Source organism: Streptomyces sp. NPDC054770, assembly GCF_053611985.1.
The window spans coordinates 50,261-63,848 of the sequence record NZ_JBSHBL010000014.1; the positions used below are offsets into that span (position 1 = coordinate 50,261).

At 68.3% G+C, this 13,588-nt stretch carries 12 protein-coding genes; 9 read left to right on the top strand and 3 right to left on the bottom strand.

The window, feature by feature from the left end; genetic code table 11:
• The first annotated feature begins 82 nt into the window (after nucleotides 1-82).
• The 3 genes from ACWGKQ_RS15315 (at nucleotide 83) to ACWGKQ_RS15325 (ending at nucleotide 2,739) form a co-directional block, all read left to right on the top strand.
• On the top strand, nucleotides 83-1,300 hold the full coding sequence (locus ACWGKQ_RS15315) for an ABC transporter permease (RefSeq protein ID WP_453292398.1): 1,218 nt from the start codon (nucleotides 83-85) through the stop codon (nucleotides 1,298-1,300).
• Between the two features lie 223 nt (nucleotides 1,301-1,523).
• Entirely contained in the window at nucleotides 1,524-1,925 is a 402-nt protein-coding gene (locus ACWGKQ_RS15320) for a winged helix-turn-helix transcriptional regulator (protein ID WP_453292399.1), read from the top strand.
• A gap of 148 nt (nucleotides 1,926-2,073) precedes the next feature.
• On the top strand, nucleotides 2,074-2,739 hold the full coding sequence (locus tag ACWGKQ_RS15325; protein ID WP_453292400.1) for a nitroreductase: 666 nt from the start codon (nucleotides 2,074-2,076) through the stop codon (nucleotides 2,737-2,739).
• A 111-nt stretch (nucleotides 2,740-2,850) separates the two neighbouring features.
• Here the strand turns inward: ACWGKQ_RS15325 and ACWGKQ_RS15330 are convergent, their stop codons facing one another.
• The 3 genes from ACWGKQ_RS15330 to ACWGKQ_RS15340 are packed head-to-tail and all read right to left on the bottom strand — an operon-like array spanning nucleotide 2,851 to nucleotide 6,784.
• Nucleotides 2,851-3,645 carry a ferritin-like domain-containing protein gene (locus ACWGKQ_RS15330; RefSeq protein WP_453292401.1) on the bottom strand — a complete coding sequence of 265 codons (795 nt, stop codon included), beginning with the start codon at nucleotides 3,643-3,645 and terminating at the stop codon, nucleotides 2,851-2,853.
• Nucleotides 3,645-5,960: an HAD-IB family phosphatase gene (locus ACWGKQ_RS15335; RefSeq protein ID WP_453292402.1), complete on the bottom strand. Its 2,316-nt coding sequence runs from the start codon at nucleotides 5,958-5,960 to the stop codon at nucleotides 3,645-3,647. Before ACWGKQ_RS15335 ends, ACWGKQ_RS15330 begins: the two co-directional genes overlap by 1 nt.
• Complete coding sequence (locus ACWGKQ_RS15340) at nucleotides 5,957-6,784, bottom strand: hypothetical protein (protein WP_453292403.1); 828 nt, start codon at nucleotides 6,782-6,784, stop codon at nucleotides 5,957-5,959. The genes ACWGKQ_RS15335 and ACWGKQ_RS15340 overlap by 4 nt, the downstream gene beginning before the upstream one ends.
• A 412-nt stretch (nucleotides 6,785-7,196) precedes the next feature.
• Between ACWGKQ_RS15340 and ACWGKQ_RS15345 the strand changes: the two genes are divergently transcribed.
• The 6 genes from ACWGKQ_RS15345 (at nucleotide 7,197) to ACWGKQ_RS15370 (ending at nucleotide 13,434) form a co-directional block, all read left to right on the top strand.
• On the top strand, nucleotides 7,197-7,976 hold the full coding sequence (locus tag ACWGKQ_RS15345) for an SDR family NAD(P)-dependent oxidoreductase (RefSeq protein ID WP_453292497.1): 780 nt from the start codon (nucleotides 7,197-7,199) through the stop codon (nucleotides 7,974-7,976).
• Between the two features lie 39 nt (nucleotides 7,977-8,015).
• Nucleotides 8,016-8,738 (top strand): lysophospholipid acyltransferase family protein, encoded by a 723-nt coding sequence (locus ACWGKQ_RS15350; RefSeq protein ID WP_453292404.1) that lies wholly within the window; start codon nucleotides 8,016-8,018, stop codon nucleotides 8,736-8,738.
• The gene (locus ACWGKQ_RS15355) at nucleotides 8,735-10,444 is read left to right on the top strand and encodes an FAD-binding oxidoreductase (protein WP_453292405.1); all 1,710 of its coding nucleotides are present in this window, start codon (nucleotides 8,735-8,737) and stop codon (nucleotides 10,442-10,444) included. The genes ACWGKQ_RS15350 and ACWGKQ_RS15355 overlap by 4 nt, the downstream gene beginning before the upstream one ends.
• A 154-nt stretch (nucleotides 10,445-10,598) precedes the next feature.
• Complete coding sequence (locus ACWGKQ_RS15360) at nucleotides 10,599-10,889, top strand: WhiB family transcriptional regulator (protein WP_453292406.1); 291 nt, start codon at nucleotides 10,599-10,601, stop codon at nucleotides 10,887-10,889.
• A 212-nt stretch (nucleotides 10,890-11,101) separates the two neighbouring features.
• Nucleotides 11,102-12,727: a cytochrome bc1 complex cytochrome b subunit gene (gene qcrB / locus ACWGKQ_RS15365; RefSeq protein ID WP_453292407.1), complete on the top strand. Its 1,626-nt coding sequence runs from the start codon at nucleotides 11,102-11,104 to the stop codon at nucleotides 12,725-12,727.
• A gap of 104 nt (nucleotides 12,728-12,831) precedes the next feature.
• Nucleotides 12,832-13,434 (top strand): flavin reductase family protein, encoded by a 603-nt coding sequence (locus tag ACWGKQ_RS15370; RefSeq protein WP_453292408.1) that lies wholly within the window; start codon nucleotides 12,832-12,834, stop codon nucleotides 13,432-13,434.
• The last annotated feature ends 154 nt before the right edge of the window (nucleotides 13,435-13,588 follow it).

Sequence of the window (13,588 nt, forward strand, 5' to 3'; positions counted from 1 at the left end):
GTCTGCCCATGCGCGGGCCAGACTGAGGTTCAAGAAAAACGATCATTCTTTTTTGCGAGAAGAGCGAGCCGTGAGGAACCCCTTGTCAGGACACCAGGCATGGCGGGAAGTAGCCGTTGCCGCCATCGCGCTGCCCATAGTGATCACTCTGGCGGTGATGGCGTTCGCCTGGCCGGCGGGGCGGATCTCGCCACGTGACGTCCCGGTCGGGATCGTGGGCACCGGGCCGGCCAGTCAGCACGCGGTGGAGGGACTGACCCGTGGGAAGCCCGGCGCGTTCGACTTCCGTCTCTACCCCGACCAGCAGGCCGCGCGGTCAGCGATCAGGAACCGGGATGTCTACGGCGCCTTCGCCGTCTCCGGCCACAGTGTCACCGTACTGAAGGCCACCGCCGCCAGCCCCTCCGTGGCCCAGCTTCTGACCGATGTCGGACAGCAGTTGGCCGACAAGGCCACCCGGCAGATCGCCCAGCAGAAGGCCGCCCAGGAGCAGGCGGACGCTGCACGGTCCCCGGCGAAGGCCCACAAGCAGGCAGCCGCCCGGCAAAGGGCCGCCAAGCAGGGGGCCGCCGGTGCGGACTCCTCGGTGAGGGTCACCGTGAAGGCGGTCGACGTGGTGCCCGTCGCCACCGAGGACCCCCGGGGCGTGGTGTTCAGCTCATCGGTCTTCCCGCTCACGATCTGCGGCATCATGATCGGGGCGTTTGTCACGATGGCTCGCGGCCTGGCCCGCCCACGGCATCGCGTGCTGACGCTCCTCGTCGCATGCGCCGTCGCGGGCCTGGGTGTCTATCTCGTGGCCCAGGGTTTCCTCGGGGCGCTGCCCCACAATCACGTGGCCACGTGGGCGATTCTGTCGCTCGACCTGCTCTCCGTCAGCGCCACCGCCGCCGGCGTGATCCGGCTCCTCGGACCGGCGGGCCTCGGGCTCAGCGCCGCGCTCATGGTCTTCGTCGGAAACGCCTTCTCCGGCGCCACCTCCGCTCCGGAGATGCTCCCCGAGGGCGTGGACCACGTCGGCCAGTGGCTGCCTCCCGGCGCCGGAGCCAGCCTGCTTCGCGACACCACGTATTTCGACGGCAACGCCGACGCCGGCCACCTTGCCGTCCTCGCCCTGTGGACCGTCTGCGGGCTCACAGCAGTCATGTGCGGCCACTGGGTCATCAGGGATGCCCGCGGCACGAAGACCAGTGCGACGGCTTCCGGGGAGTTGCTCCCGGCCTTGCCGGGGTCCGGCGCCGCTCTGCCGGTTGGACGTCACGCGCACGCCCACGCCCGCCGCAATGACGGTGACGGCTGATACCGCGCGCTTCCTGGGCGCAGTCGGGCCCCGGCAGTCGAGGACCTCCGCTCGGCGCCGAAGGCGAACGAGGCACCACGCACGGCTGCTCCGTGCACGGCAGCGCACCGAGGGCGCGGCCCGGTGGACCCCGGGCCGACTTTCGGTACGACCACGACCACTGAGTACTGCGCGAGTTTGTTGTATCGCGATGTCTCGCGCCGTACCAGAGCGGACACACACCATGGCTACCCCACAACACCCTGAGCCGGCACGCCGATCCGAGCATCCGCAGTCGGCCGACAGCTCTCCGGCCATCGCCCGGGCCTTCGCTCTGCTCAGCAGACGCTGGAACGGCCTGATCCTCATGGCTCTGGCCAAAGGCCCGGCCGACTTCGTACAGATTCGCGCGCGCGTCCCCGGCATCAGCGACCGCACGCTCGCCCGACGCCTCCAGGAACTGACCGCGATCGACCTGGTCACCGAGGACATCAGGCCCAGGCTGTCACCGCGAACCCGGTACGCGCTCTCTGCGCACGGCAAGGCCTTCCTCATCCCGCTGGCCGTCTTGTTCCTGTGGGCGGAGGATCACCTTCCGGTGAGCAGCCCGTCGGCATCGGACCAACCGGCCACGCCGGGCCGCTGACCTCCTTTCGCAAACCGGAGTCAGGGCTCGCGACGGTCGCGGCCCAGCACTACTGCCACCCATGCCATTTGGAGAATATTGTTACGTTTTGCGATCTCCTGGCGGTCAAGGGGGAGGCATGGAGAGCAGGCAAGGGAGATTGGTGATCTTGGACGTCTACGAGGCAGTCAAGAGCCGACGAGCGGTACGCGGATTCATCGACCGGCCCGTCTCCAGGGAGGTGCTGGAGCGGGTGCTGTCCGCCGCGGCTTGGGCGCCGTCCGGGTCGAACCTCCAGCCCTGGCACGTCTACGTGCTGACCGGCCGACCACTGGGCGAACTCAAGGAGCTCGCCGGCGGGCGCGTGGCCGCGTGCGATCCCTGGGACGAGCGGGAGTACGAGATGTACCCGGACACACTCCGCTCCCCGTACCGCGAGCGCCGATCCGCCTTCGGTGCGGAGCGCTACAGCGCCCTCGGCATCGCGCGCGAGGACTGGGAGGCGCGCCAGAGGGCCGCTTCCGAGAACTGGAACTGCTTCGGCGCGCCCGCCGCCCTGTTCTGCTACATCGACCGAGGTCTGGGCCGGCCCCAGTGGTCCGACGTGGGCATGTATCTGCAGACCGTGATGCTGCTGCTCCGCGCCGAAGGCCTGCACAGCTGCCCGCAGATGGCGTGGTCGGTGTACCGCAAGACCGTCGCGGAGGTCCTGTCTCCCCCGGACGACCTCATCCTCTTCTGCGGCATGTCGATCGGATTCGAAGACGCCGCGGTGCCCTACACCCGTACCGGCCGAGCACCACTCGACGAGACGGTCACGTTCGTCGACGACTAGTGGGCGGTCAGCCCTTCGCCGCTGGTGGCAGTGGACTTCGAGACGCCGGAGTTCGACGCCTCGCCACGTAGGACACGGTCCGAGAAGTCATCTCCTGGGGAGAGTCCGCCTTCAGAGAGCGATGCCCCGCTTGTCCATGGCGTCCTCGACTATGCGCAGGCCGTCCATGCCGGGCAGCTTCGCGATGTGCGAGTCGATGTCGCGGATGAGTTTGCGGCCCTCGGAGCCCGCGAAGAGGTGAGTCATGACGTGCGTGACCTCGGTCTCCGGCATGACGCCCGAGCCGACCGGGCCCCAGGACCGCTCGAGCGCGAACCGGGCGATCACCCGGGCCTTCTTGCTGGCCGCGAGCCGGTCACGCGCCTGCGATGCGTAGAACGCGACGTGCTTCGTCTCCTGCTGCGCGATCCGCCGCAGCAGCGGTACCAGCACGGGGTGACTCTCCAGCGCCGCAAGCCGGTGGTACGCCGCTGTCGCCGACCACTCGTTCGCCGCACCCCACGCCATGTGCACGGCGACGAAGTCGTTTCCGACCAGCCGGCCTATCGCCGTCAGTTTCACCGGCGCCAAGCGGTCTCTCCAGCCGAGCTTCAGACGGGTCGCCTTGAGCTCGTCGAAGTCGACTCGGACGCCGTGGCGCTCCAGCACGGCCGCGAGCGCTTCGCCATGCCAGAACTCCTCGCGGTTCCACATCGTCATGAATGCGCCCACCGCGGGCTCGTCGTGAGACGGGGTCGTCAGCAGGTTCCGCATGTAGCAGACCGTGTGGTACTCGATGTCGCACATGTAGCGCAGCGTGCGCAGCGTCTCCTCGGGCAGCGGGTTGCGCTCGAACTCGTCGAAGTCGAGGTCGGCCCACTGCACGCCGGTGGAGTTCTCCGTGTACTTGTCTATGTCGAAAGCCATCAGTCACTCTTCTCGTCGGTGCGCGTCGCGGTCGCCGCCCGTGCCGCGATGACGTCGCGGCGCACCCCCGAACCGCCGCTCTTCCAGCGGTGGATGGTCCAGTTCCTCCTGTGCGACTCGCGCGCCAGTCCGGCGTCGGGGTTGATCGCCGAGGGCCGGCCGAGGAGCGACAGCCACGGCAGGTCGGAGTGGCTGTCGCCGTAGCCGTAGGAGGCCGCGAGGTCGTAGCCGCCCTCCTCTGCGTACCGCTGAAGCCATGCGGCCCTCGCCTCGTCGACGAGCGGCGGCTTCGCGAGGTAGCCGGTGAGCACACCGTCCCTCACGTGCATGGAACTTCCGACGACCTCGTCGAACAGGTCGGCGAGCGGAGCGGCGAGAACGCCGATGGAGCCGGTGACCAGGACGGTGCGGTGACCCGCCGCACGGTGCTCGCGGATGCGGGCCAGGGCGTCCGCGCTCGTGTGCCGCAGCATCGTGTCGGCATAGCCGCGCCGCACGACCTCCTCGAGACGGGCGACGGGCATGCCGCGGTAGCGGCGCAGGAACGCACGGATGAACTCGCCGCGGTCCCGCCTCTCGGCGCGGAGGTAGCCGGGCAGTGCGGCGAGCAGGTCCACCGCCTCCTTCGGCCAGGCCGCCTTGCGGAGGCCCGAGGTGCGCACCCAGAGGTACTGCTCGACGATGTTGGAGTCGACGACGGTCCGTTCGAGGTCGAAGACCGCGACTACGTCGGTACGCTGCGGCAGTTCGCGCCTCGGGCGGGCGTTCGCCGGCCGGGCGGCCGCGGCCCTGCGGCGACGGTAGGCCGCTGTCAGCTCGCTGACGGCGGGGAGGTGCACCTTCTGCAGGTACTCCTCCCAGTCGATCCGCTCCACATCGAAGCCACGGTCCGCACGTACTTCGGACGGCAGCGCGTCGTTCAGGGCGCGGGCGTTGCGGTCGTCGAAGATGATCTCCGTCTGCGCGTACGCGCGGTAGAGGTCGGTGAAGTTGCTGAGGGTGGCGATGCCGGCGCGCAGCTTGGCGTTCTCGGTCGCGAGAGCCTGCTTGCGCTCGTCGTTCGGCATCAGCCGCAGAGCGGCGTCCCAGAGGTCGGCCTTCTTCTTCGCCAGCCGAAGACCTCGGTTGAACCTGCGCTCGCCCGCGAACTTCCAGGTCGGCACTCTGACGAATCCGTCGCCCTTGGGCAGCGGGTACCGGGTGTAGTAGTCGCGTACGTTCTCGTACATGCGGTGGAAGGGCAGCGGGTTGGACGCGCCCGAGGCGATGTGGAAGTACTTCGGCTCGTCGACGGGGGCCGGGTTGGCCGCCGCGGCGAGGATGGCGTTGACGACGAAGTCGACGGGTATGACATCGAGGATCGAGTCGGGCAGCCCCGGGAAGTCCGGCAGCTGACCGCGGCCGTAGGCGAAGATCAGCGGGTCGGCGACCTTGAAGCCGTCGATCCAGCCGGGGAACGGATGCTGGAGGGCGCTCTCGATGATCGAGGGCCGGACCACCGAAAGCCGGTGTCCGACCTCGCCCCAGAGGTCTTCCGCGGCACGTTCGGCGAGTGCCTTCGTCAGCGTGTAGACGTCGGTCCACCCCAGACTCTGCGCGCGCCTGCGGCCGGCGGCGACGAGTTGGGAACGCACCCACTCGCGCCGCGCGTCCTCGCTCGCGCGAGCCGCCGCGATCGGGCCCTCCTTGCCGTGCCTGCCGCGGGCGCGGGTCATGAACCGCTCGAGCATCGCCGGCTCCCGCGAGGCGAGTTCGGTGCGCTCGTGGGTCCGTGTCGCCAGGGTCCACTCGGTGTGCCAGTCGACGTCGTGCTCGAGCTTGGCCTCGGGCACCACACCACGCCGGAGTCCCCCGACGTAGCAGGTCGACACGTGGACGACGTGCGGGTCCGATCCGGAGGCGAGCAGGGCCTCGTAGAGGCTCACGGTGCCGTTGACGTTCGTGTCGAACGCCTCGTGGATGGGCGGGTCGAACGAGACGGTCGACGCCGAGTGGATGACGACGTCGAGGTGGGAAGGCAGCTCGGGAATGCTGGTCATGCTGCCGTCGAGCACGGTGATCCGCTCATGGACGATGCGCTCGGCCCCTTCGGCGCCCACAGCGTCCCGCCAGCGGTCGAAGACGGGTTTGCGCAGCAGCTGCTGGAGCCGGTTCTGCCCGGTCTGGCTGCCCTTCCCGCGTACGAGGAGTGAGATGTGGGTGCCGGGGTGATCGGTGAGCAGCCGTTCGAGCACGGCCTGCCCGACGAAGCCGGTCGCGCCCGTCAGCAGGACGTGCGCGGTGCCGAGTTCGGTCTTCGCGTTGTGCAGTGTCACGGAAGGAGCCTCGATTCCACGGTGGATGCGACACCGGGACGGATGCCGGGGAGCGCGGCGACCATCGCGCGGATACGGCCTGCCTCGGCCCGTCCGCTCTGGTCGCCGAAGACATGGCGTTCGAAGAAGGCACGCTCGTGGCTGGAGCGGTCGACCGAGCCGAGCGGCCAGGCGGCGTGCCGGAGGGCGCGACGGGTGAGGCGCCGGGCGCGGGCCGAGCGCCCAAGTCGCCGCTCCGCCTCCTCGGCGAGGAAGCGGATGTGGCGATGCTTGATCTCCACCACGGGGTTGATGATCGACGCCATCGCGGAACAGGTGCCGGCCAGACGGCGGTAGGCCGCCTGTGTGATCCATTCGTCCACGAGGACCGTCGTCACGTGTTCGGCGACGATCTGCGTACCGGTGATGTTGGCGATGAGGGAGCGAAGGACCGGGCCACGGCGCTCGCGGCGCTCCGCCAGTACCCACCGTGCCGGACCGGCGCTCGACGGGAGGTCGCGGGTGGCGGGCGAAGCGTCCAGGACGGCGTCGAGGGTGTCGGCGATCCAGAACCTCTCGAACATCCATGTGGTGAGGAACGCGGTGACCCGGGCGTCCTGGTGGGTCGCCGTGACGAGGAGGTCGCGTACGCGGTGCAGCGTCGCACGTTCCAGGTCGCGCAGCGCGCGGACCAGCCGGACGGATTCGGCGTCGAGCGGCTCTTCGGTGAGCGGCCCGAGGTCGAGTGTTCCGCGGTGGTTGCCGTGTGCCGTACGGGCGAACTCACGTACGTCGAAGCCCGCTGTCTCGGGCGGCGCGGTCGTCGTCTCGTTGTCTGAGTTCATGCACGGACTTTCTGGGCGGGAGCGGAGGTGACTCTGTACAGCGGCCCCGGAGCGCACGAAAAGCCGTCGGGGGCCGCCACGTGAGACCGGGCAACCGGCGTATGTGTGACACATGGCTCGGTTCGGCACCCCGGGTGTTGCCGGACACAGCGCAGGTGGGTCCAGTCGGCTGCCGGGTTCGACACCCCTGCCGACGGCGCCGACCGCCGCGACATGAGGGCACCTCGTGTCACAACACGGATGTGTGCCCGGTCTAACGGAACGAGCCGAGAGACGAAAGGTGTGTCATGCGCGAGGACTCAGCCGTCGGCTGCCGCACGACCGTGGCGATTCACCTGGGTCGGGCTCGGAAGACCTGCGAGCGGGGAGCACGGATGCCGAGCACACGGCATGTGAAGCCGTGCTGAGCCGAATACGGGTCGCACTGGTCACCGGTGCCACGTCGGGTATCGGCGCAGCGTTCGCCCGGGCTCTGGCGGACCGCGGATGGGACCTCGTCCTGGTGGCGCGGGACACGGAGCGGCTCGGCCGGATGGCGGTCGAGCTCGAATCCCGGGGCCGTACCGTCGAGGTGCTGCCTGCCGACCTGTCCGATCGTGCCGATGTCGAGCGTGTCGCCGCCCGGCTGGATGACCCCGCCCGTCCGGTGGACATGCTCGTGAACAACGCCGGTTTCGGCGTGCACGCACCGATGACCTCGGCCGACATCGCCCCGCACGACCGAGCGATCGAGGTCATGGGGCGCTCGGTTCTGGTGCTCGCCGGCGCTGCCGGGCGGGCCATGCGCGAACGCGGGCACGGTGCGATCGTCAATGTGTCGAGCACGGCCGGGTTCGTCACCATGGGGAGTTACTCGGCCGTCAAGGCCTTCGTGACCTCGCTCACCGAGGGACTGGCGAACGAGCTCCATGGCACGGGCGTCACCGTGACGGCGCTCTGTCCGGGCTGGGTCCGCACGGAATTCCACGCACGCGCCGGAATCCGGTCGTCGAGCATTCCGGACTTCCTCTGGCTCGACGCCCAGCGAGTCGTCGAGACGGGTCTGCGCGACGTGCGCCGCGGGCGGGTGATCTCCCTGCCGAGCTTCCGGTACCGGCTGCTCGTCTGGCTCGCACGTCATCTGCCGCGCCGCACGGTGCGGTGGATCTCGCGACGGATCTCGTCCAGCCGCAACGGCAGTCCCACTCACTGAAAGAATCAGTGCGGGCGAGCCCGCACGGGAAGGAAGCGGATGCCTGCGACGGTGCGCGACCGTTTCACGTCACGCTCTCACGCTGCGGCGCGTTTCATCGCACAGCGGGGGCTGCTGAAGCCCGTCGTCTGGAGCGTGACCAGCGTCACGGTACTTGGGCGCGAGCGCTTGGCGAACATCAAGGACGCATATGTCGTCGTCGCCAATCACACCTCGCACCTCGACACACCGCTCATCATGGGCGCGCTGCCCCGCCGGCTGGCGCGCTACCTCGCGGTGGGAGCCGCCGCCGACTACTTCTTCGACGTGTGGCGGCGGCGCGGCCTCACGGCGCTCTTCTTCAACGCCTTCCCGGTCGACCGCACCGGAAGGAACACACGCAAGGTGAGCGCCAAGGCCCTGCTGAACCGGGGAGTGCCGCTCCTGATCTTTCCCGAAGGCACCCGCTCGCACGACGGATCGCTCGGGGCGTTCAAGCCGGGGGCGGCGGCACTCGCCTCGTCGGCCGAGGTGCCGGTGCTCCCCGTCGCGGTCATCGGCGCGCATGCGGCGCATCCTCGCGGATCGAACTGGCCGAAACCGGGCCGTCTGCCGGTCGGGGTTGTCTTCGGCGAACCGCTCACCGCCCATCCCGGAGAGTTGAGGAGCGAGTTCACCGAGCGCATCCGCTCGGCGATCGTCGCCCTGGCCGAGGAACACTCCGACCGCATCCTCGGCACGCATGTCACCTCACCTCGTGTACTTGAAGGAGACCGTTCATGACCGAACCCGCCTGCCGCACCGACGCGATGCCGACCGGTGAGGTGACACACATGAAGTGGTGGGGCTGGGGCGTGGAAGGTGTCGGCTTCCGACACGAGGACAAGCCTGGCTTCGCACCGTTCGTGCAGAAGGCCATCGGTCTCGATCTCTGGGCGGCCGAGCACACCGAACGGCCCGACTTCTCGCAGCTGAAGGTGCCGCTCTCGACGGCGCCCGAGGAGTTCGTCACGGTTCTGAGCGGCATCGTGGGAGCCGGGTACACCGCCGTCGACGACCTGTCCCGGGTCGTCCACACGTACGGCAAGAGCCTGCGTGACCTGGTCCGCATCCGGACCGGCGAGATCGCGCGCACCCCCGATGTGGTCGTCTACCCGGCCGACGAGGCGGAGGTGCGACGTGTCGTCGACGCGGCCGTCGACGCGGACGCCGTGATCATCCCCTTCGGGGGCGGCAGCAACATCGCGGGCAGCCTCGAACCGCACCGGGACGAGTCGCGGGTGGTCGTCTCACTCGACCTCGGCCGCCTCGACCGGGTGCTGGAGATCGACGCCGACTCCGGCCTGGCGCGCATCCAGGCCGGGGCGCTAGGCCCCGGCCTCGAGGCCCAACTCAACCGGGACGGCTGGACGATGGGGCACTTTCCCGACTCGTTCACCCACTCGACACTCGGCGGGTGGGTCGCCACCCGCTCGTCCGGCATGCAGTCGGACAAGTACGGCGACATCGCGGACATCGTCAAGGGGCTGCGTGTCGTACGGGCCGGCGGGGTCCTCGTGATCCGTGCTGTCCCGAGCGCGTCGACCGGGCCGAGCGTGCGGGAGATGGTGGTGGGCTCGGAGGGACGGCTCGGCGTCATCACCGAGGTCACGGTGCAGGTGCACCGGCTCCCCGAGAAGCGGGCCATCCATGCCTACTTCTTCAAGAACTTCGACCACGGCCTCGCCGCGATGCAGGAGATCGCCGAGAGCGACGTCTCGCCCTCGGTCACCCGTATCTCGGACGCGCACGAGACGGGCTTCTCCCTGGCGACGAGCAAGGAGTCGAAGGGCATTCAGAAGAAGGCACAGGCCGGCCTCATGGCGTATCTCAGGAGACGTGGCTGGAACCTCGACGAGATGTGCCTCTCCTTCATCGGCTTCGAGGGCGGCGAGGCACACGTGAAACGGCAGAAGTCGCTCGTGGACCGGATCGTGCGCAGGCATCAGGGCATCGGCGTCGGCAAGGGACCCGGTGCGCTCTACGACCAGAAGAAGTTCGACACGCCGTACATCCGCGACTTCCTGCTCAACCGCGGTGCCGCCGGCGACGTGAGTGAGACCGCCGGTCCGTGGTCGAAGCTGCGTGGCATCCACGCGGCGGTCTACGAGGCAGCCGACCGCGCCTACGAGGAGATCGGCCACAAGGGCTGGACCATGTCACACCTGTCGCACTCGTACCACTCCGGAGCCTGCCTCTACTTCACTTTCGCCTTCGCGTTCGGCGACGACCCGCTCGGCGAGTACGACACCGTCAAGCGCGCCATCCAGCAGGCGTTCGTCGACGCCGGCGGCACGATCTCGCACCACCACGGGGTGGGCCTGGAGCACGCGCCGTGGTTGGAGGAGGACATCTCGACGCAGGGCGTCGCGATCGTGTCGGGCCTCTTCGACGCTGCCGACCCGGGCGGCAACTTCAACCCGCGCAAGATCGTGACAAGGGCCGGCTGACCACTCGACGACCGACGTCTTCCCGTGTGTCACACATCTGCCGGGTGCCCGGTCCCACCTGACAGCCCCTGGAATCCCTCACGGAGTCGAGAAAGACCGTGACCGCATTCCAGGTCCTCGTGTCGAGCGACGAATCCTGGAGATTTTCCCTGCCATGGCTACGGAACAACGCGACCACGCAACGCATTGGCGCGAGCAGGGAGCCTGCGTGCGCATCGACCCCGACCTGTTCTTCCCCATCGGAGACGGCGTCCTGACGCACGTTCAAAGCGCCGAGGCCAAGGCCGTCTGCCGCCGTTGCCCGGTCATGGAGCAGTGTCTCGACTGGGCCATGCGAGCCGGTCAGGTGGAGGGCGTCTGGGGTGGAAGGACGGAGAGCGAACGCCGCCTGATGAAGCAGCGTGAGGCCCGCCGGGCCACGGAGACGGTCACAACGGCAGCGTGATCGGCGCTGAGCACCGCCTTGCCGCCGTGCGTGTCACATCCATGCCTCGTGCGCGGTCATATGGGTGGCAGCAGTCATGAGCCCGCTCGCCCGAGGAGTCGGTGCGGCGTGGCCGGACTTCCGGGCTGTGCGTAACGGACGCCAGAAAGGCTGACCTCTCCGCAAGGCCGAGAGCGTCCCTTTCGGGCGGGATGAGGAATGGTCGCAGGGGCATGGATGATCAGGGTCAGAAAAAGGAAGCAAAAGAAGGAGGCGGTGGGGAGAGGATTGCCCGCTGGGCAGAGGGGCGCCTGGGCCCGTACAGCCTGATCCGGACCAAAGCGCGCAGGGCTTTCCCGGACCACTGGTCCTTCCTGCTGGGAGAGATCTGTCTGTACAGTTTCATCGTCATTGTCGTGACAGGGGTCTATCTGACCCTGTACTTCCATCCGTCGATGAAAGAGGTGCAGTACGACGGCAGCTACCTGCCGTTGCGGGGGCAGATGGTGTCGGAGGCGTTCAACTCGACCATGCACCTCTCCTTCGACGTCCGGGGCGGCCTGTTGATCCGACAGGCCCATCACTGGGCGGCCCTGGTGTTCATCGGGGCCATGCTCGTCCACATGCTGCGCGTGTTCTTCACCGGCGCCTTCCGCAAACCCCGCGAATTCCAGTGGCTGTTCGGGTTCCTGCTGCTGGTCCTCGGAATGTTCGGAGGGCTGACCGGATACGACCTTCCGGATGACCTGCTCTCCGGAACCGGGCTCGCCGTCGTGAACGGAACGATCCTTTCCATACCGATCGTCGGAACCTACCTCTCGATGTTTCTCTTCGGAGGCGAGTTCCCGGGCGGTGAACTGGTGGCGCGCTTCAACGCGATCCATGTTCTGATCATCCCCGCCCTCATGGTGGGGCTGCTCGTGGCCCATCTGCTCCTGCTGCTCCACCACAAGCACACGCAGTATCCGGGCCCGGGACAGAGCAACAGGAATGTCGTGGGCCTGCCGCTCAAGGTGCGGGCGGTGAAGTCCGCGGGCCTCTTCCTGCTGGTCGCCGGTGCCATCCTCACCATCGCCGCAGTCGCGCAGATCAATCCCATCTGGCTGTACGGCCCCTACCATGCCGACCAGGTCTCGGCCGGATCGCAGCCCGACTGGTACATGGGCGTGGCGGACGGACTGCTGCGCGTCATGCCGGGCTGGGAAATCGACTTCTGGGGTCACACCCTGGCACTGGACAACCTGATTCCGCTGGCGGTGGGCGTCGGCCTCTTCGCGGCCATGGGCGCGTATCCGTTCATCGAGTCCTGGGTGACCGGGGACGATCGCGAGCAGCACCTTCTGGACAGACCACGCAACCGCCCCGTGCGCACGGCACTCGGTGTCGCATGGATCAGCTTCTATCTGGTGTCGCTCATCGGCGCCGCGAACGACATCATCGCCACCCGCTTCCATGTCTCGGTCGAATCAGTGACATGGGCCGTCCGTATCGGCCTCCTCGTCGTGCCTCTCGCGGCGTACGCCGTGGCGAAGCGCTGTGCCCTCGGTCTGCAGCGCGCAGATCGCGACAAGGTGCTGCACGGCCGCGAGACCGGCGTCATCAAGCGTTTGCCGCACGGCGAGTTCGTCGAGCTGCACGAGCCGCTCAGCCAGGAGGAACTCCACCTTCTTACCCAGCATGAGCAATACGCGCCGATCGCCCCCGGCTCGAACGGCGACGCGGGGGGTCCGGGCGCCGGCACCGGCCTTGCCGGGCGGCTGCGTGTCAGATTCAGCCGCGCCCTCTACGGCGAAGGCTCGCAGATACCCAAGCCGACCACGCAGGAGTACCGGGAGATCGCCGACAGGCACCTGCGCTGAACAGGGCGGCCACCCGTTGATGTCACGCAGCGCCCCCCGGCCTCGGCACGACACGCCCGACCGGGCTGCGGAACGCTCAGGTGTGCTGGTCCGATACTCGGTCCATGCGTGTGGAATACGCCCCTGAGGCGATGAGCAGCGCGGCCTTCTACCGGTTTCTGACGTCGGTCGTCATTCCACGGCCGATCGCCTGGGTCTCCACGATCACGCCCGACGGACGTACCGAGAACCTGGCCCCGCACTCCTTCTTCAGCATCGCCAGCACCGATCCCCCGATCGTCCAGTTCACCTCGATCGGCCGGAAGGACTCGCTGCGCAACGTCGAGGAAACCGGAGAGTTCGTCGTCAACTTCTCGTCCGAACCGCTCCTTCAGCTGATCAACGCCACTGCCACCGACTTCCCGCGTGCGGTCAGCGAGTTCGACATCGCCGGCATCGAGCGCGAGGCCAGCAGGACCGTGCGTCCGCCCAGAGTGGCAGCCGCTCATGTGGCTCTGGAGTGCCGTTCACACACCACCCTGCGCATGGGCAACTGCACCTTGGTCTTCGGACGGGTGTTCCATGCCGTGGTCGACGAGGAGTACCTCGTGGACGACCGCCCCAGCAGCGAGCTGCTGCGCCCGCTCACCAAACTCGGCGGCGACGAATGGGGCACTCTGGGCAAGGTCCTGCACTTGAACCGCATCCCGTACGAGGAACCCCGCTGACCCTGACTCGCCATGCGGCCCGTCCAGCCGCAAGGGCACCGGGCCGGTGTGGCCTCCCGCCCCTCATGTCTCGCCTGTGCGGCATGCCCCAACGGTGGTGCTCCCCCGTACCTGCGCGCTCATTGGCGTTTGACAGCTCTGCCACACATCCACC

What these genes read in the sequence shown, in the direction of transcription:
- ACWGKQ_RS15320 (WP_453292399.1), top strand. Translation starts at nt 1,524, where the DNA reads ATGGCTACCCCACAACACCCTGAGCCGGCACGCCGATCCGAGCATCCG.
- ACWGKQ_RS15360 (WP_453292406.1), top strand. Translation starts at nt 10,599, where the DNA reads ATGGCTACGGAACAACGCGACCACGCAACGCATTGGCGCGAGCAGGGA.
- ACWGKQ_RS15340 (WP_453292403.1), bottom strand. Translation starts at nt 6,784, where the DNA reads ATGAACTCAGACAACGAGACGACGACCGCGCCGCCCGAGACAGCGGGC.
- ACWGKQ_RS15350 (WP_453292404.1), top strand. Translation starts at nt 8,016, where the DNA reads ATGCCTGCGACGGTGCGCGACCGTTTCACGTCACGCTCTCACGCTGCG.
- ACWGKQ_RS15330 (WP_453292401.1), bottom strand. Translation starts at nt 3,645, where the DNA reads ATGGCTTTCGACATAGACAAGTACACGGAGAACTCCACCGGCGTGCAG.
- ACWGKQ_RS15355 (WP_453292405.1), top strand. Translation starts at nt 8,735, where the DNA reads ATGACCGAACCCGCCTGCCGCACCGACGCGATGCCGACCGGTGAGGTG.
- ACWGKQ_RS15370 (WP_453292408.1), top strand. Translation starts at nt 12,832, where the DNA reads ATGCGTGTGGAATACGCCCCTGAGGCGATGAGCAGCGCGGCCTTCTAC.
- qcrB (WP_453292407.1), top strand. Translation starts at nt 11,102, where the DNA reads ATGGATGATCAGGGTCAGAAAAAGGAAGCAAAAGAAGGAGGCGGTGGG.